This is a genomic window from Corynebacterium callunae DSM 20147, from assembly GCF_000344785.1.
In the GTDB taxonomy this organism is placed as follows: Bacteria; Actinomycetota; Actinomycetes; order Mycobacteriales; family Mycobacteriaceae; genus Corynebacterium; species Corynebacterium callunae.
In genome coordinates this window covers 1306681-1323622 of sequence record NC_020506.1, presented here as the reverse complement: position 1 = coordinate 1323622, position 16942 = coordinate 1306681, and the positions used below count along the sequence as shown (strand labels likewise).

General features: G+C 53.1%; 19 protein-coding genes. 8 read left to right on the top strand and 11 right to left on the bottom strand.

Annotated elements, in window-relative coordinates; genetic code table 11:
* The first annotated feature begins 20 nt into the window (after positions 1-20).
* From H924_RS06235 to H924_RS06220, 4 genes are all read left to right on the top strand, one after another.
* Positions 21-671 carry an NAD(P)H-binding protein gene (locus H924_RS06235; protein ID WP_015651112.1) on the top strand — a complete coding sequence of 217 codons (651 nt, stop codon included), beginning with the start codon at positions 21-23 and terminating at the stop codon, positions 669-671.
* Between the two features lie 125 nt (positions 672-796).
* On the top strand, positions 797-1828 hold the full coding sequence (locus tag H924_RS06230) for an ABC transporter substrate-binding protein (RefSeq protein WP_081602474.1): 1032 nt from the start codon (positions 797-799) through the stop codon (positions 1826-1828).
* A 50-nt stretch (positions 1829-1878) separates the two neighbouring features.
* On the top strand, positions 1879-2832 hold the full coding sequence (locus H924_RS06225; protein WP_015651110.1) for an amino acid ABC transporter permease: 954 nt from the start codon (positions 1879-1881) through the stop codon (positions 2830-2832).
* Entirely contained in the window at positions 2833-3597 is a 765-nt protein-coding gene (locus H924_RS06220) for an amino acid ABC transporter ATP-binding protein (RefSeq protein WP_015651109.1), read from the top strand.
* Here the strand turns inward: H924_RS06220 and H924_RS14555 are convergent.
* From H924_RS14555 to H924_RS06175, 9 genes are read right to left on the bottom strand one after another with little or no spacing between them, the layout of a single operon-like run.
* Positions 3594-3761 (bottom strand): hypothetical protein, encoded by a 168-nt coding sequence (locus H924_RS14555; protein ID WP_015651108.1) that lies wholly within the window; start codon positions 3759-3761, stop codon positions 3594-3596. The genes H924_RS06220 and H924_RS14555 overlap by 4 nt on opposite strands.
* 50 nt (positions 3762-3811) lie before the next feature.
* Positions 3812-4558 carry a sulfite exporter TauE/SafE family protein gene (locus H924_RS06210; RefSeq protein ID WP_029703078.1) on the bottom strand — a complete coding sequence of 249 codons (747 nt, stop codon included), beginning with the start codon at positions 4556-4558 and terminating at the stop codon, positions 3812-3814.
* A 3-nt stretch (positions 4559-4561) separates the two neighbouring features.
* Positions 4562-5041, bottom strand: coding sequence for a pantetheine-phosphate adenylyltransferase (gene coaD, locus H924_RS06205; RefSeq protein WP_015651106.1), 480 nt, complete (start codon positions 5039-5041; stop codon positions 4562-4564).
* On the bottom strand, positions 5041-5628 hold the full coding sequence (rsmD, locus tag H924_RS06200) for a 16S rRNA (guanine(966)-N(2))-methyltransferase RsmD (protein WP_015651105.1): 588 nt from the start codon (positions 5626-5628) through the stop codon (positions 5041-5043). Before rsmD ends, coaD begins: the two co-directional genes overlap by 1 nt.
* On the bottom strand, positions 5628-5843 hold the full coding sequence (locus H924_RS06195) for an acetyl-CoA carboxylase biotin carboxyl carrier protein subunit (RefSeq protein WP_015651104.1): 216 nt from the start codon (positions 5841-5843) through the stop codon (positions 5628-5630). Before H924_RS06195 ends, rsmD begins: the two co-directional genes overlap by 1 nt.
* A 44-nt stretch (positions 5844-5887) precedes the next feature.
* Positions 5888-8011, bottom strand: a complete 2124-nt coding sequence (locus H924_RS06190) for an ATP-dependent DNA helicase RecG (RefSeq protein WP_015651103.1) — start codon at positions 8009-8011, stop codon at positions 5888-5890.
* Between the two features lie 3 nt (positions 8012-8014).
* Positions 8015-9712 (bottom strand): DAK2 domain-containing protein, encoded by a 1698-nt coding sequence (locus H924_RS06185; RefSeq protein WP_015651102.1) that lies wholly within the window; start codon positions 9710-9712, stop codon positions 8015-8017.
* A gap of 11 nt (positions 9713-9723) precedes the next feature.
* Positions 9724-10503: a uracil-DNA glycosylase gene (locus H924_RS06180; RefSeq protein ID WP_015651101.1), complete on the bottom strand. Its 780-nt coding sequence runs from the start codon at positions 10501-10503 to the stop codon at positions 9724-9726.
* A 6-nt stretch (positions 10504-10509) separates the two neighbouring features.
* The gene (locus H924_RS06175; protein WP_029703083.1) at positions 10510-11469 is read right to left on the bottom strand and encodes a thiamine-phosphate kinase; all 960 of its coding nucleotides are present in this window, start codon (positions 11467-11469) and stop codon (positions 10510-10512) included.
* A 132-nt stretch (positions 11470-11601) separates the two neighbouring features.
* Between H924_RS06175 and H924_RS06170 the strand changes: the two genes are divergently transcribed.
* The 3 genes from H924_RS06170 (at position 11602) to H924_RS13945 (ending at position 13500) form a co-directional block, all read left to right on the top strand.
* On the top strand, positions 11602-12588 hold the full coding sequence (locus H924_RS06170) for a DUF3515 domain-containing protein (RefSeq protein ID WP_029703085.1): 987 nt from the start codon (positions 11602-11604) through the stop codon (positions 12586-12588).
* A 103-nt stretch (positions 12589-12691) separates the two neighbouring features.
* Positions 12692-13150 (top strand): type II toxin-antitoxin system Phd/YefM family antitoxin, encoded by a 459-nt coding sequence (locus tag H924_RS06165; RefSeq protein WP_015651098.1) that lies wholly within the window; start codon positions 12692-12694, stop codon positions 13148-13150.
* 2 nt (positions 13151-13152) lie between these two features.
* The gene (locus tag H924_RS13945; RefSeq protein WP_035107695.1) at positions 13153-13500 is read left to right on the top strand and encodes a hypothetical protein; all 348 of its coding nucleotides are present in this window, start codon (positions 13153-13155) and stop codon (positions 13498-13500) included.
* Positions 13501-13557: 57 nt separating this feature from the next.
* Here H924_RS13945 and H924_RS06160 read toward each other — a convergent pair whose 3' ends face one another.
* Positions 13558-14643: a D-alanine--D-alanine ligase family protein gene (locus H924_RS06160; RefSeq protein WP_015651097.1), complete on the bottom strand. Its 1086-nt coding sequence runs from the start codon at positions 14641-14643 to the stop codon at positions 13558-13560.
* A 24-nt stretch (positions 14644-14667) separates the two neighbouring features.
* On the bottom strand, positions 14668-15666 hold the full coding sequence (locus H924_RS06155) for an NAD(P)H-dependent glycerol-3-phosphate dehydrogenase (RefSeq protein ID WP_015651096.1): 999 nt from the start codon (positions 15664-15666) through the stop codon (positions 14668-14670).
* A 242-nt stretch (positions 15667-15908) separates the two neighbouring features.
* Here H924_RS06155 and H924_RS06150 point away from each other — a divergent pair, with 242 nt between their 5' ends.
* Positions 15909-16919 carry an NUDIX hydrolase gene (locus H924_RS06150; RefSeq protein WP_015651095.1) on the top strand — a complete coding sequence of 337 codons (1011 nt, stop codon included), beginning with the start codon at positions 15909-15911 and terminating at the stop codon, positions 16917-16919.
* The last annotated feature ends 23 nt before the right edge of the window (positions 16920-16942 follow it).

The following is a 16942-nucleotide window of genomic DNA, read 5'->3' as shown; positions in this document are numbered from 1 at the left end:
AGAAGGAAAAGGAAAAAGATATGTCAAAGATTATGATCATCGGCGGACACGGCAAGGTAGCTCTGCGTCTTGCTCCCCTGCTGGTAGCAAATGGCCACAAAGTGACCAGCATCTTCCGCAATCCCGATCACCGTGCGGAAGTAGCAGATACTGGAGCAACACCAGAGATTCACGATATTGCAGCTCTCAGCACTGCAGAGATGGCACAGCTAATGCAAGGCTTTGACGCCATTGTGTGGTCTGCAGGTGCAGGAGGCGGAGCTGCAGAAAATACCTACGCCATTGATCGCGACGCTTCAATGCGCAGCATGGATGCGGCCAAAGACGCCGGAGTTCAGCGTTATGTAATGATGTCTTATCTGCGTCCCCGCGCTGGACATGGTGTAGCCAAGGATCAGGGCTTTTATCCCTACATTGAATCCAAGCGCATCGCAGATGATTATCTCCGCGAAAGCTCACTGGACTACACCATCGTGGCCGGAGATATTTTGACCCTGGATGAGCCCACCGGAAAGATTGATCGGGTACTTATTCCAGCCGAGACCACTTATGTGCCACGCGCTGATGTGGCAGCAACCATTGCAGCTGTTCTTGAGGATGATTCCACTATCGGCACCACCCTCGATATTTGTGGCGGAGAAACTCCAATCGCGGAGGCAATTAAGAGCTAGAACCGCCCGGTTTTTCGTCGAAAAGCACGCTTTTAAAAAGAGATCTGCCAATTTTGGCAGGTCTTTTTTAACTTCCGCCAACCACACTTCTGGTATATGCACCCTCAACAGGTAGTATTTTGCCCATGATTGAGAGTTTGACCCGATTGCGAAAACGGCCGCTATCTTCGCTGCGCCGCGATAAAACGCCCCCACGCGGGATGCCACGCAAGGTGATAGCGGCTGTTGGGATCATGGCAGCCTCACTCAGCCTTGTTTCCTGCGTGACCAATGAGGAACAAGGAACTCCTGAAGGCTGGGAAGAAGTTCTTCCTGCGCCCGTTCCGGAAATCCAAGCAATGGTTCCTGATGCTATCGCCAGCCGTGGTGTGCTCACCGCTGGCGCGAACCCACCTTTCCCACCATTTGAGTTTAAGGATTCAGATGGTGAGATCATCGGCGTGGAAATGGATCTGGTGCGCGCAATGGCTTCTGTAATGGGCCTGGATTTTAGCGCACAGGAGCAGGACTTCTCCTTAATTTTGCCTTCAGTTCAAGCCGGCACCATTGACATTGGCGCTTCTGGCTTTACGGACAATGAAGAACGCCGTCAAAACTTTGACTTCATCGATTTCCTTTATGCAGGTGTGCAATGGGCACAAGCAACTGACCGGGAAACTCCGGTTGATCCCAATAATGCTTGTGGTCTAACTGTTGCTGTTCAGCGCACGACCGTCGCAGAAACTGATGACGTGATGCCAAAGTCTGAGGCGTGTGTGGCGGCTGGCAAGGAGCCAATCACCATCTTGTCCTATGAAACTGCAGATACCGCTGCTACTGCCCTAGTTTTGGGTCGTGCCGATGCACTTGCTGCAGACTCTCCTATTACTGCCTGGGCTGCTGCTCGTTCCGAGGGTCGCATTGAAGTTGTCGGCGATATGTTCTTGGCTGCACCTTTTGGTTTTGCTTTTACCAAGGATTCCGAGCTCACTCCAGCTGCTGGCGCTGCTTTCCAGCACCTGGTGGAAACTGGCGAATATGAGCGCATTTTGTCTCAATGGGGAATCAAAGAGGGTTTGGTAGATGAAACCCTCATCAATGAAGTCCCGCTCAGTGAACTTCCTGATAGCAACTACGCGGCTGCCAAAGCTGCCAGCACAGCTAGCTCTGCCAGCTAAATAGCCCCCTGACCTGATCTATTTTTCTTTTTCCAAAGGACTAAAAACTTATGTCTGATTTGAATGCCAGAGCTGGGCAAACGCGCACCCAGCCCAAACCCATTGAAGCTAAGCCTTTGCGCCACCCTGGTCGCTGGATCTCCGCCGCAATCATCCTGGGCCTTTTAGCCTGGTTTATTATCGGCGCCCTCAACAATGAAGCTTATGGTTGGGAAACCTACCGCACTTATCTTTTTGATACCCGCATTGCTACTGCAGCTATGCACACCATCGCCTTGACCGTGCTCTCCATGGTCATCGGTGTGGTCCTGGGTGCCATCTTGGCTGTTATGCGTATGTCCGGTAACCCCGTATTGCAGGGTTCTGCCTGGTTGTACCTGTGGATTTTCCGCGGCACTCCGATTTATGTACAGCTGGTGTTCTGGGGCTTGCTGGGCTCCCTCTACCAAACCTTAAATCTGGGCTTCGCTGAAATTGATCTGCAAAGCTTCCTCTCCAATATGTTCATTCTGGCAGTTATTGGTCTGGGCCTAAACGAGGCTGCTTATATGGCAGAAATCGTGCGCTCTGGTATCCAAGCTGTTCCAGAAGGACAAATGGAAGCATCCAAGGCTTTGGGCATGAACTGGGCTATGACCATGCGCCGCACCATCTTGCCGCAGGCTATGCGCATTATCATTCCACCAACCGGCAATGAGCTAATCTCCATGCTTAAGACCACTTCCTTGGTTGTTGCAGTTCCTTATTCCATGGAGCTTTATGGACGCAGCATGGACATTGCCTACTCACTCTTCGAGCCAGTCCCTATGCTCTTGGTTGCTGCTACCTGGTACTTGATTATCACTTCCATCCTCATGGTTGCTCAGTATTACTTGGAAAAGCACTTTGAAAAGGGCAGCACCCGTACTTTGACCGCCCGCCAGTTGGCTGCACTTGCCGATGCCGAAGGTGCCATTCCTGGAAATGTCACCGTCATTCCTGAGCTTCCCAAGGAGAATAAGTAAATGTCTGAACTGATGATTGATGCCCAACAGGTATGCAAGAATTTCGGTCGCCTAGAAGTTCTCAAGGGAATTGACCTACAGATCCCTAAGGGAACTGTTACCTGCCTCATCGGCCCTTCCGGCTCGGGCAAGTCCACCATGTTGCGATGTGTTAACCACCTCGAAAAAGTTAATGCAGGTCGCCTTTACGTTGATGGGGACCTCATTGGCTACCGCGAGCGCGATGGAGTCCTTTACGAGATCTCCGAAAAGGACGCAGCCCGCCAGCGCGCCGATATTGGCATGGTGTTTCAGTCCTTCAACCTCTTCCCACACCGCACGGTGATTGAAAATATCATCGAGGCACCAATTCACGTTAAAAAGGTGCCAGAAAAGCAGGCCCGCGCACGGGCCATGGAACTGCTAGAGCAGGTCGGGCTTGCCCATAAGGCCGACGCCTACCCAGTCCAGCTTTCTGGCGGTCAGCAGCAGCGCGTCGCCATTGCGCGAGCTGTGGCCATGGAGCCAAAACTAATGCTTTTCGACGAACCAACCTCGGCTTTGGACCCAGAGCTAGTCGGTGAAGTTTTGCGCGTAATGAAGCAGCTTGCAGACCAAGGCATGACCATGCTGGTTGTTACCCACGAAATGGGCTTTGCTCATGAGGTTGCAGATCAGGTTGTTTTTATGGCTGATGGTGTAGTCGTAGAAGCTGGTACCCCAGAGCAAGTGCTGGATAATCCTCGCGAAAAGCGCACCCAGGAATTCCTTTCTTCCCTGCTCTAAACAGACAGCGATGGAAAAAGCGGGAGGGCCCGCCGAGATACTCGGCAGGCCCTCTTTTTGCTTTCCTTCTTCTTGTCCGGAATTTGTCTAGCGCGATTTTTCAATTGCAGATGTTCCTGAAGCCTTTCAGGATTCATCTTCCACATTGATCTATCTACACCCATCGCTGTCACCTCCTCCGCTATCGATCGAATGCCCGATACCTTAGGCGAATCTAAGCGATAAGGCCACTAACGCCCTTAAATAGCACGGTAAATGCTCCTCCAAAAGCAACCGCCAAGGCAAACTTCCGCGCAGTGCTTTTCGCGATATATGGAGTAAGGCGTGCACCTAGGAGATTCCCTAGCACCATGGCGATAAGCGCAATTGGCCAAATCCACACGCTGGTATGTGCCATTTGTGCTGTTCCAAAAACGGCCTTAATGAGGATAGAGATTACTGCTGCCACCAAGAAAATGGGCTGCAAGGTGGCGGCAAAAGCTCGTTGCTCCCATCGCGTGGCTTGGGCATAAATGGTCAATACTGGCCCCGAAGCTCCAGACAGTGAGTTGCTAAAGCCAGCTACAATGCCCGCCACCAATGCGGGAGTTTTGCCGGAAAAGTGCGGAATTTTATGCTGTGCAAAACTAACCACGCTCAAAGAGAGCAAGAGGAGGATTGCGACGCAGGTCAAAACAACTGCAACAGGCACAAACTTTAATAGCACAGTCGCAGGAATTGCTCCCAGTACCAAGACGCTCGAAATAAGGCGGAATTGAGGCCAATCAATATGTGCCCGCACACCTGCAGAACTCAGGGCAGCATTAAACACGGAAATTACATTGACCACCAAAATTCCCTCAATGGGACCAATGATGATAGCCATGACAGGTCCGGCCACCAGGCCAAGACCCAAACCTGACACTCTTTGTAAACAAGCCCCAAAGCAAACGATCAACCCTATGCTGATTAATGCAAGCATAAGTTAGTTTTGGCGGTACTTTTTGGCCATCGCTTGAGCCACTACCTCAGGCAACAGTCCTGAAACATCACCACCAAAGCGCGCTACTTCTTTGCACAGGGTGGAACTGACATAACCGTATTTTTCATCGGTAAGCAGGAAAAAGGTATCAACGCCAGAAAGCCTGCGGTTCATCTGCGCCATGGGCAGCTCATATTCATAGTCAAGGGAGCTGCGCAGACCCTTGACCAAAGCTGTCACCCCGTGGGCCGTGGTGTAATCCACCAACAATGAAGCCCAGGTATCTACTGAGACATTGCTCAAGTGTGCGGTGGATTCCCGGATAAGTTCCATACGCTCTGGAACGCTAAAAAGGCCGGTATTTTTATTGGGGTTGGCGGTAACAAGAACCGTAACCTCATCAAATTGCGCAGCCGCACGGGTAATGATGTCTAGGTGACCCAAGGTAATGGGATCAAAGGAACCAGGGCACACGGCTTTCATTAGCTCTCCTCAAGCAGGGTTTCATCAAACACTGCCATATCCATCCGAGCAATGCCATAGGTACGCTTCTTCAGCTTCTGGGTGGTGGGCACCATCCAGGCTGGCCAATCAGTTTCAGGAGATTCAACGTGGCGTTCCACCACAATTGCAGCGCCATCTAGCAATTTGGGCGTTAAAGCATCCAGCATTTCCCGCACCGCTTCGTCGGCAAGCTCATAGGGAGGATCAGCGAGCACCATGGTGAAGTGCTTATTGGGGGCTGAGGCGAGGTAGGTAGATGCTTTCATCTCTGCTACCTGCACGCGTGGGTGTTTAACCACGCCAATATTGTGGCGGATTACTTCTGCAGCCTTAGGGTTGGATTCCACCAACACCACTTCTTCCGCACCGCGGGAGGCTGCCTCTAAACCAAGGGCTCCGGAGCCTGCAAAAAGGTCCAAAACACGCTGGCCTTCAAAGCCAAAACGCACCTGAAGAGAAGAGAATAGGCCTTCGCGGGCGCGGTCAGAGGTAGGGCGGGTGCCAGCTGGTGGCACCTCGATCTTCCGGCCACGTGCTTCGCCGGAAATAATGCGTGTTTGTCCCATTATTTCTTAGCCTCCAATTCCAGCAACTCATCGCCGCCGGTGACATCGGAAAAATCATCAAAGGCAAGGGAAGCGACGATGCCTGGGCCGGGAGCCAGGATAGGTGCTTCGAGCTTGATTGTTTCAACAGTGCCAAGTTGCATTCCGGTTTCCACTGCATCGCCCTCATCGACGAAGTAGTGGACGATTCCGGCAAAAGGTGCGCAGATCTTCATGGCTTATAGACTATCGCAGGTTGCCCATTTCTTAGCAGGCAGGGTCAGCTCTTTTCCAGGTAGTCCTGATTAACCATCGCTATCTCACTGACTAGCTCAAGCGCGCGACGGCGGTCGCGCGAGACCAGCTCGGCGGCGTCGATAAGCGCCTGTTCGATAATTTTTTGGTCAGTGATAAAGGAAAGGTGGCGCAATTTGGTGTCGCTGCCCGATTGGCGGGTGCCCAGCACGTCCCCCTCTTGACGAACCTGCAAGTCAAGTTCAGAGAGTTGAAAACCATCGGTTGTAGCCGCAATTGCTGCAAGCCTTTTGCCCTGCGGTGAGTGCTCATCAAAGGTGGTGTGCAGCAAACACAGCGAATCAAAAGAGCCACGGCCTACACGACCGCGCAGCTGGTGAATCTGCGAGACGCCAAAGCGCTCGGCCTCGCGGATGAGCATGACAGTGGCATTGGCAACGTCAATACCGACCTCAATAACGGTGGTGGCAACTAAAATATCAATCTCGCCCCGGGCAAACTCCCCCATCACTTCATCTTTAAGCTCGGTATCCATCCGCCCATGTAGCATGCCAACATTAAGGCCGGGGTAAATCTTTTCCTCCAGCAGCGCGTGGATTTCTAAAACGCCGCCTTCACCCTCGATGCGCGGGCACACCACATAGGCTTGCCTGCCAGCTAAAACCTCCTCACCGATGCGCTCCCAGCCGCGTTTAACCCAGCCGGCCTTGTAATCAGGAATTACCGAAGTCTGAATGGGGCGACGACCACCGGGGAGCTCGCGGAGGGTAGACACCGCAAGATCCCCAAAGACAGTCATGGCGATGGTGCGCGGAATCGGCGTTGCTGTCATCACCAGCAAATGCGGAGTCAGACCCTCGCGACCTTTGGTGCGCAGACGATCGCGCTGTTCCACGCCAAAGCGGTGTTGCTCATCCACAATCACCAGGCCCAGATCAAAAAACTCCACGTTATCTTGAATAAGCGCGTGGGTGCCCACCACAATGTCAGCATCGCCGGAAATAATCTCTAGTAGTGCTTCCTTCTTGCGGGCCGTGGACATCGATCCGGTCAAGAGCACAACCTTGATGTCTAGGCCTGCTGCTTTAAGAGTCGCGGTAATACTCCGAGCGTGCTGGGTAGCCAGAACTTCAGTTGGCGCCAACATCGCACACTGCCGGCCAGAATCAATGGCCTGACACATGGCGATTAAGGAGACGATGGTTTTACCAGAACCCACCTCACCTTGGAGCAGACGAGACATTGGAATGCGCTGTTCAATATCGGCGCTAATCTCTCGAATCACCTGCTTTTGACCTGCGGTGAGTTGGAAATGAAGTGCTTCAATGAGCATATGTTGATGCCCTTTAAGCGCGCGCGGCATCGGAGGCGCCTTGCGGTTTTTGGTATCCGCGCGGCGAATGGCCATCACGGTTGCCAGCGACAGCGCCTCATTGTATTTAAGCCGATTAATAAAGGTGCTGGGTGGTTGATCTCCTGGATCGTGGATGCCACGGATGGCTTCATCAAAACTAGGCATGCCGTCTGGAACCACACTTAGCGGTTCTTTAATAACCGGCATGGTTTCTAGTACTCGCTGCACTGCTGCCATAATCCGCCATGTGGTCATGGTGGCTGTGCCTGCGTAGATCGGAATGTATTCGCGGTCCACCAATCGGCGGGCAACCTCTTCAATATCGCCATAGGCAGCCAAAGATTTCATGCCACCGGTGGCGGTGAGTTTGGCGGTCGAACCTGGGGTGGGGATGACGATGAATTCAGGATGGGAAAGCTGTGGCTCATTGCGGAAGAATTTCACCTTGCCGGTAAAAAGCGCACGGGTACCCTGCGGCAACAGGCGTGGAATATGCTTTGCCCCGAAAAATGAGATACCAATACGCTCAGTTTCGCTTACCACCATTACCTTGTAGAGCAGCTTGCCGGATTGGGTATAGGACTGTTTGGCCACCGCAACTTCACCGACAATGGTGACAAGATCGCCTTCTACGGCATCGCCGATGCCCACACCTGAACCGTGGTGGGAATATTTGCGCACATGATGGCCGAGCAGTTGTTCCGCGGTTGTGTAGCCTAAGGCCTTTTCAATGGCTTTTGCTTCTTTTCCGGGCAGAATATCCTTAAGCAAACGCTCATCATGCCAACCCAACATCGCCTACTCCACCCCGATCTCTACGAGATTCTCCATTCCAGATGCAGGATAGACGGTGATCTCCACACCCGTATGAGTGCCCAGGCCACGGCGGAAAATATCCTCATCAAACTCATGCTGGCGTTCTTTTAGAATCAGCAAGGTGATTTGCTCTCCACCGCCATCGAGCAATCGCAAAGCGGTACGAGCTAATGCCTCATTTAATTCCTCAGAGACTTGCACAATCTCCGGGCCAATAAAGGTCAGCAGATCTCCCTTGGAACATGCTCCGGCTTGAGTAAGGGCTGCGCTGGTGGCAGCCCGAACCACGGCAGTACGCATGGCGCCAGCTGCTTCAGCCATCGCATAGGAATCCACTGCGATTGGCTGAGCCGGATCATGAACGGCGACAGCGGCAATGCCAGAGACCAAGGTTGAGGTGGGCAAAATAATCACATTTTGTTCAAAGGCATGGCTGGAGCGCTCAATGGAGACCAACTCCCGTTTGCTTAATAAACCATTGGGCAAAAGAATGACCTCATCAGCACCGGATTTGCGGGCACTGGAGACAATCTTGGCCACAATGTCATCGCTTGGGTCTGCGGCATGTAGCTGCGCAATCTCACGCGGGATGACATTTACACCAGCACTGCTATAAAGCTCTGCTACTAATCCGTAGGGAGCGACGGCCATGAGAACCCGGCGCGGTTGGCCGATGCTGCTATGCCGGGTTTCGGGCAAAATTTCTAGGCGGAGATCTTTTACTTCCCCGCTGGCGAAGGCTTGTTCAATTAGTTCCCCAGCGCGACGGGAGTGGATATGCACCATTGCTGCGTTGTCTGTTTCGCGGGCGATAATCAGGCTGTCGCCATATTCCTGCAGCGTGCTTTCCAAAGCGTTGAGTGCAGTCTCAGTGGCGCAGGTGATGTAGAACATCACTTCAAGGTTGCCTACTCGCCCATGTGAGTCTTGGTCTTCTGCCCCTTCAGCATTATTAGATTCTGCAGATTCACCTTGACGGGAACGGTGTTCTTCCCTGGTCATGCTGGGGTCTATTTGGGCAAGTAGGCTTTCCAGCAAAATAACTAGGCCTTGGCCACCGGCATCTACTACTCCAGCTTCGCGCAGTACTGCGAGTTGGGAAGGCGTGCGAGCTAGCGCAGTGCGTGCTGCTTTAACGGTATTGCGTACCACGCTGAGGAGATCGTCCTCGCCGTTTTCCACGCTGTGTTCAGCTTCGATGGCGGCTGAACGCAGGACGGTAACAACGGTGCCTTCTACCGGATCGGTAATGGCGCGGTCTACTAGGGAGCGGGCGATGCCGAGTGCTTCTTGGACTGTGTGTCCATTGATCACGCCATTGGCTGCGGCTTGGGAGATGGCGCGGAGGACTTGGCTTAGCACTACTCCGGAGTTTCCACGTGCCCCACGAACGGAACCAACTGCAAGAGCTGCGGTCATACGTGCTACGTCAGAGGTGTCGGTAGCTTTGAGTGCCTCATCGAGCGCCGCTGTCATCGTGTGGGTCATATTGGAACCGGTGTCGGCGTCTGGCACTGGGAATACGTTAAGTGCGTTGATTTCGGCGCGACGTTCGCTGAGTTCTTTTACGGCAGTGTGGGCCCAGCCGAGGACGCCTGGGCCGTCGAGTTGGAGTGTAGGGTCAGATGCCACCGCGGTGTGTGGGGTGTCATTCTGGTTTTCGCTGCTACTGCCGGACATAGTGATTTACTTTACAGTTGCCAGTGCACTGGGGTGGCACCGAGGTTCTTTAGGATCTCATTGGCTCGGCTAAAAGGCTTGGAGCCAAAGAATCCGCGGGAGGCGGACAGCGGTGAGGGATGTACAGAGCAAATGCATGGGGTATCGCCGAGGAATTTTTGGACTTCTTGGGCTTGTTTACCCCACAGGATTGCTACCAGGGGTTTATTTCTTTGCCCTAATGCGGTGATTGCTGCTTGGGTTATCTCTTCCCAACCTTTACCTTTGTGGCTTCCGGCAGCTCCCGGGGTAACGGTGAGCACGCGATTAAATAGTGCAACGCCCTGTTCACACCACGGGGTGAGGTCACCGGAGCTGGGCAATTGGGTCGCCTCAGCAGGCGTATTTGCAACTGCCTCCAGTACTCCCAGGTCCAAAGCCCCCTGCGCAGCCTCCACCTCAGCAGAGCCAGCAGAGCTTGTAGAAACAGCAGAGCCCAGATCACTGGCCATCTCTTTGAAAATATTGTTGAGGCTGCGTGGCAGTGGTCGCACCGCAGGTTGGGTGGAAAAGCTTAAACCCATAGCGTGTCCCGGAGTTGGATAAGGATCTTGGCCCATGATGAGAACCTTAACTTCATCAAAGGGATAGCTAAAGGCCTTAAACACATCCTCTTCAGCGGGCAAAAAGCCACGGCCGGTGGCTACTTCACCAGCAAGGAAGCTCCCCACTTGGGAAATTTGTGCAGCTACTGGCTCTAACACTGGCTTCCAGCTGGGGTGAATGGGTAATTCATCAATGCTATTCCACATAGTTTTTTAAAAGCTCTTCCATCCGGCGGAGTAAGCGGGTGTCTTTTTGTCTACGGTTACCAGGTCATCGGGGCGAGATTTGGTTACCCGGCCGATTACTCGGAATCCGGATGGTGCGTCACCAAAGGTGGTGGACAATAGGGTGTGGTCTTCCCCACCGCTGAGGATCCATTCCCAAGGATCGCAGCCTAATTCTTCGCCTGCCAGACTTAATAAGGAATCTGGGGCGATTTCGGCGGAATCGACGTCAATGCGGACTCCGGACTTTTTAGCCATGTGGGAGAGATCCACAATCAGCCCGTCGGAATTATCAGTCATGGCCGTTGCCCCGGCAGCACGCGCCACCATCCCGCGCCCGGGGGTGAGTCGCGGGGAGCAGTGGGCGTCGATAAGCGGTTTAAAATGCTCGGGTACCCCGGCGCGCCCGAAATGTTCAAGCAGCGCCAGACCTGCGGCGGAATAACCGATACGGCCGTGTGCCACCAGGGTTTGACCGGGGCGGGCGCGGCCGAGGGTGAGTTCGGGCAGGGAGCCGCCGAGGGCGCCGATGGCGGTAACGGAGATAACTAGCGATTCTCCGGAGGCAACATCTCCGCCCACAAGTTCTGCGGAGTACTCCCCGAGGCGTTTTCCGATGCCGGAGGCGAGCCCTCTAATAAATTCCACGGGGGTGTGGGTGGGTGCGGAAATCGCTAAAAGCGCTGCTACTGGACGTGCACCCATGGCTTCAATATCGGCGAAGTTTTGCAGGATTGCTTTTTCACCAATTTCTGCAGGGGTTGACCAGTCCAGGCGGAAGTGGCGGCCAGACACCAGCATGTCTGTTGCTACCACGGCGCGGGAGTTGGGGGTTGCGTGCCTGAGAACTGCGGCGTCATCACCATTAAGTGAGGAGCTTGCCTGTTCGGTAATAACCCGGATGACCTCAAATTCGCCAAGCTCGCCGACGGTGGGTCCATCCTGCATGGATGCGGGGAAAATTGGTGCAGGCACGGCTTTATTAACTCCTCGAAGGTTGGGGGCCACAAATCAGGTTGATCTTTGAGGGTCTGATCAGTGTTTTTCTAGTCTATCGTCTGCCGGGTAACGTGTGCTTATATGAGTGCCGTGAATAACGCAGGTGGGTCAACTGCCGGGGCGATGAAAAAAACGCCGATCATTATTGCTTTAGTTCTTTCCATTGTTTTGGTTTTAGGTGTGTTGGTGGCAGCCCGCGCGCTATTGGGCCCGGCTGGTCAGCGCCAGGTTTCTATGAGTGCTTTGCCTGCTCCGGAGGCAGAATCTGCGGCATGTTCTGCACTTGTCGAGGCTTTGCCGGACAAGGCGTTTGGCCATACCCGCGCGGTTATTGCCGAGCCACAGCCAGCGGGTGTGGCAGCGTGGTCTTCTTCTGACATTGAGCAGGTTACGGTGCGTTGTGGCGTGGATATGCCCTTCCAGTTCACTGAGCTTGCAGATACCGTCGAGGCTGGTGGCACCACCTGGTTGCCAGTTGCCGATATGACCCCGGGTTCTACCCTGCAGACCTGGTATTCGGTGGACCGTTTCCCCGTGGTCGCGGTAACTGCCGATAACCTCAGCACCGATAATGCTGAGAACCCGGTTGATCCTTTTAGCGATGCTGTGGCCCAGCTTGAGCAGCGCGCGGCCACTCCTTATCCCGCTCCCCTGCGCGATTTGCCCGCTGGAATCCAGTCGGATTCCTGCCAGGCGCTCACCGACGCCCTGCCCCAGACCTTGGAGGTCGGGGGCGAGGATGGTGCCACTTATACGCTTATCGACGAAACCCGCATGGCTGAGGTGGGATATGGCGCTGACGCGATTGCTTGGGAAGCCCCTGGTCTCGAAGCCATTGTGATCCGTTGTGGGGTTGCTCCCTCTGCAAACTACGCAGCAGGCGCCATGTTGCAGCAGATCAATACCATTCCGTGGTTTGAAGATACGATCCTCGCCTCCGGAACCACTGCTTCCACGTGGTATGCCTTGGGTCGGGAGACTGATATTGCGGTGTCTTTGCCACAGGCTGCCGCTAATTTGTTGATCACCATCTCTGGAATTATTGAAGAAACTGTTCCAGCCAGCTAAAGCTTTTGGTTGTAATAAACCAATGGCCGCGGTTCCCGTTTGGGAGCCGCGGCCATTTTTGCAAGCGTGGACTTCCGAATACATTCCGAATAGTATGTGAAACATGACCATGACAGCTGATTTCCACTCCCGTACACGGCGTTCATCCGATCTCAGCAAACACTCCGCTGAAGTCTTTGCTGAAGCCGAAGACCATCCAGTAATCGTGACCCGCCGCGATGGTGAGGCCCTAGTGCTAATGTCACAACGAGAAGCAGAGGGTCGTACTCGTCTGCTGGAGGTTGCTGCGCAATTGATTTCCGTAGTCACCGATGATCGCGGCACAATAGCTGAACGAATGACGAAGGTTTTTCCATGGATGCTGGCATTATCAGAATCAGACCGTGAAGTATGCGCCCGCGAGGTTCTTGATGCAGCACTCGCATCCTTTTCTACTGAACAGCCTCACCTGGCAATCGCAGAGCTAACATCCTGGAAAGAAACAGCTACTGCACTCGCCGCCGGGCTAGCAGGCGCTGACCTCGAGTGGCTCGATGTTGAGACTCCGGTGGAACGTCCCTAGCCGTGGCTGGAAAGAAAAAAGATTTAGTTCCCCGACCAACTAAGAAAGTCGAGTATGAGATCCGCTTTGCCACGATTCAAGCAGCTAGAGGATGGCGTGATCTCATCGCAAGTAGTCGCAACTCGATGGCGGATACCTGGGACTTCTTAACGAGGACACCGCTATCCACTACATCAACCAATTATCGGCTCAAAGGGGAGCTCGGCACAATTTTGCGCGAAGGTACACCTCATAATCGATGGCAGCATAAGCCTTCTCTTAAAGGATCTGCCAGGATCTGGTTTTATGTAGTAGAGCAAACGGTGTTTCTCGAACAAGTACACACCCATCATCCCAATGAGACAAAATAAACCAATGGCCACGGTTCCTGATTGGGAGCCGCGGCCATTATCTTTATTCTTTAAGAATTAATTGCTAACGCGGTGCAATGCCTGCTGCACCAACACATCCAACAAATCCTCATAAGCAACTCCTGAGGCTGCGAAGATTTGTGGGTACATGGAAATTGGGGTGAATCCTGGCATGGTGTTGATCTCGTTGAGAACAGGTCCAGATGCTGTGACAAAGAAGTCCACGCGGGCGAGACCTTCACAAGCCAGAGCCTGGAAAGATTCGATTGCTAGCGACTGAATAAGCTCAGTGGTCTTTTGATCTAGAGGTGCCGGGATCTCTGCAGTAACTACATTGTCCAAGTACTTGGTATCAAAGTCATAGAAGCCACCTTCTCCGTCTTCAGTACCCATCAACATTGCTGGAACGGATGCGATAATGCGTCCATCCGGGTACTGAAGCACACCGCACTCTACTTCACGGCCAACGATTTCAGATTCCACAATTACTTTTTCATCGTGGTTTCGAGCTAGTTCAACTGCAGCTGGGAAATCTTCCCATGAGGTGACCTTGGAGATACCAATGGAGGAGCCACCGCGTGCTGGCTTCACAAATACTGGTAGGCCCAGCAGGTTCTTCTCTGCTTCGCTTAGTTCACTGCGTTTGCGTAGAATAACTTCCTTGCCGATTGGCAAACCTTCAGCTGCCATTAGCTTCTTGGTGAATTCCTTATCCATACCTGCTGCAGATGCCAGGATTCCCGGCCCCACTACGGGGATATCAGACAAGGCAAAAAGGCCCTGAACAGTTCCATCTTCACCAAAGCGCCCATGCAACACTGGGAAGATAACGTCTGCAGTGGCATAAAGGCTGCCGTCAAGGAAGTGGAATTCTCCACGGTGTGCAGGGTCAAGACTGGGTCGGATTTCCTCGCGGTGTTCAACCTCAGGCATGCGACGATCACGGAGTTTAAGATTTTCCGGATCATTTTCACCTACTACCCAGGCGCCATCAACTGTGATGCCAACTGGGATGACCTCATACTTTAGAGGATCAAGGTGTCCCATGACTGCGCCGGCTGAGACACAGGAAACCGAGTGCTCAGAGCTGCGGCCACCATAGACAACTGCGACACGGACTTTTCCGGAATTTGAGATGCTCACAGCTTTGAAGCTTACAACCTGAAGTTACTCAGCCTTCTTAGACCTGCCCATGAGTGCCACAATCATGTCACTTACTTTCATTTCTTTATGGCAGACCCCATAAACAGCGGCAGTAATTGGCATATCCACGCCCAGGCCAGCAGCCAGATCAAAAATGGACTGAGAAGAAATAACTCCCTCCGCTACCTGGCCATTTGTCGCTTCGCGGGCTTGCTCCAAGGTCTCTCCCCTACCCAAACGCTCACCAAAACTGCGATTTCTAGAAAGTGGCGAAGAACACGTAGCCACCAAATCGCCCATGCCCGCAAGCCCAGAGAAAGTCTTGGCATCAGCACCGAGCGCACTGCCCAAACGTGCAATCTCCGCCAATCCACGGGTAATTACCGAAGCATTGGTGTTTTCCCCAAGGCCAAAACCATGGGCAATGCCGCATGCTAAGGCGATTACATTTTTGCAGGCTCCACCCAGCTCAGCACCAATAACATCGGTGTTTGTATAAGGGCGGAAATATGGGGCTGCCACAGCGGCTTGTACCAACATGGCACGATTTTCATCCGTGCAAGCAATAACAGTGGCAGCAGGCTGCCCCTGGGCAATCTCCAAAGCCAAGTTAGGGCCAGAAAGTACGGCAATGCGTTCTGGATCAGCGCCGGCAACTTCTGCAATAACCTGACTCATGCGCAGGTGAGTACCTTTTTCAATGCCTTTGGCCAAAGACACGATGGTGGAATCTTGAGAAATAAGATCTTTCCACTGCGCTAAATTCGCGCGCAGGGATTGCGAAGGCACAGCAAGCACCACAATATCTGCACCATCTAATGCTTCAGCAGCGTTGGAGGTAGACATAATTGTCTCCGGTAACTTAATACCGGGCAAATAATCAGAGTTTTCGTGGGTTTCCCGGATAGCGGTGGCTAATTCTTCGCGCCGGGCCCAGAGGGTGACCATATTTCCGGCGTCGGCAAAAACTTTAGCCAAGGTGGTTCCCCAGGAACCTGCTCCCATCACGCTTACGGAAACCACTAACCACAACCTTTCGCCTACCAACATGAACTGCTCTAGGTTAGCCCATTTATTTCAGCTGGTGCATTTAAAACACTCAATAAAGCTTGTACACGCCGGGGTCTTGTTATGCATTAGGGCTCCTACTGGTGAACAATAGGGGCATATGTTTCTCATTCACTCTGTGCGCGTTTTTCGCCCCAGCCCACTTGGCAGTTCGACGAGTTTTGTGCACCTCAACGCGAAAGGTGAATTAACACCCAATGGCTAATAAAAACAATAAGCCCCATGAGGTTGATAAAGATCAGGCTTCCGCCATGCTGATCAATGGTCGCCTGCAAATGATTGCTGCCCGCCCCACCGAGGAATACACTCGCCCCACCTTGGCTGCTGGAGCGGTTTTGTGGCGTGGCGATATTCTAGATCCCGACAATATTGAGGTGGCTGTCATCCACCGCCCGCATTATGACGATTGGTCTTTGGCCAAGGGCAAAGTTGATCCGGGTGAGTCCATTCCCACCACTGCTGCGCGCGAAATTCTGGAAGAAACCGGCTATGATATTCGCCTCGGCAAACTCATCGGCAAGGTCACCTATCCAGTCTTGGACCGCACCAAGGTTGTTTATTATTGGACTGCTCAAGTACTTGGTGGCGAATTCACTCCCAATGAGGAAGTTGATGAAATCCGCTGGCTGGGCATCGATGAAGCCTGCGAGCTTTTGAGCTACCAGGTAGATACAGAGGTATTGGCCAAGGCTGCAAAGCGTTTCCGTACTCCTACCAACACTCGTGTACTGTACGTCCGTCATGCAAGTGCACATGCCCGCCAGACCTGGGGTGGCGATGACAATAAGCGTCCTTTGGATAAGAAGGGTCGCCGCCAAGCAGAAACGCTTGTTCCTATGCTGTTGCCTTATAAGCCAACTGCAATCTATTCCGCCATTCCAGATCGTTGCCAGACCACTGCCCTGCCATTGGCCGATGAACTTGGTCTTGATGTCTCGGTCAACAGACTTTTTGGTGATGATGCTTGGTCCCAAGATCCCGAAGCCTGCAAGAAGCGTTTTGAAGATGTTGTTGCCCAAGGTGGAGTGCCGGTAATTGTGGGCCAGGGCGAGATCATCCCGCAGATGATTTCCTGGGTTGTCTCCAATGGCACCTTGCCTATCAATGATCAGATTAAGGCGAAGAAGGCCAGTGTGTGGGTCTTAAGCTTCCACGATGGTCAGCTCACCGGTGCTGATTATTTGGCAAGCCCACTGCCAGTTAAGTAAATACACTTAAAACAGCAAGAAGC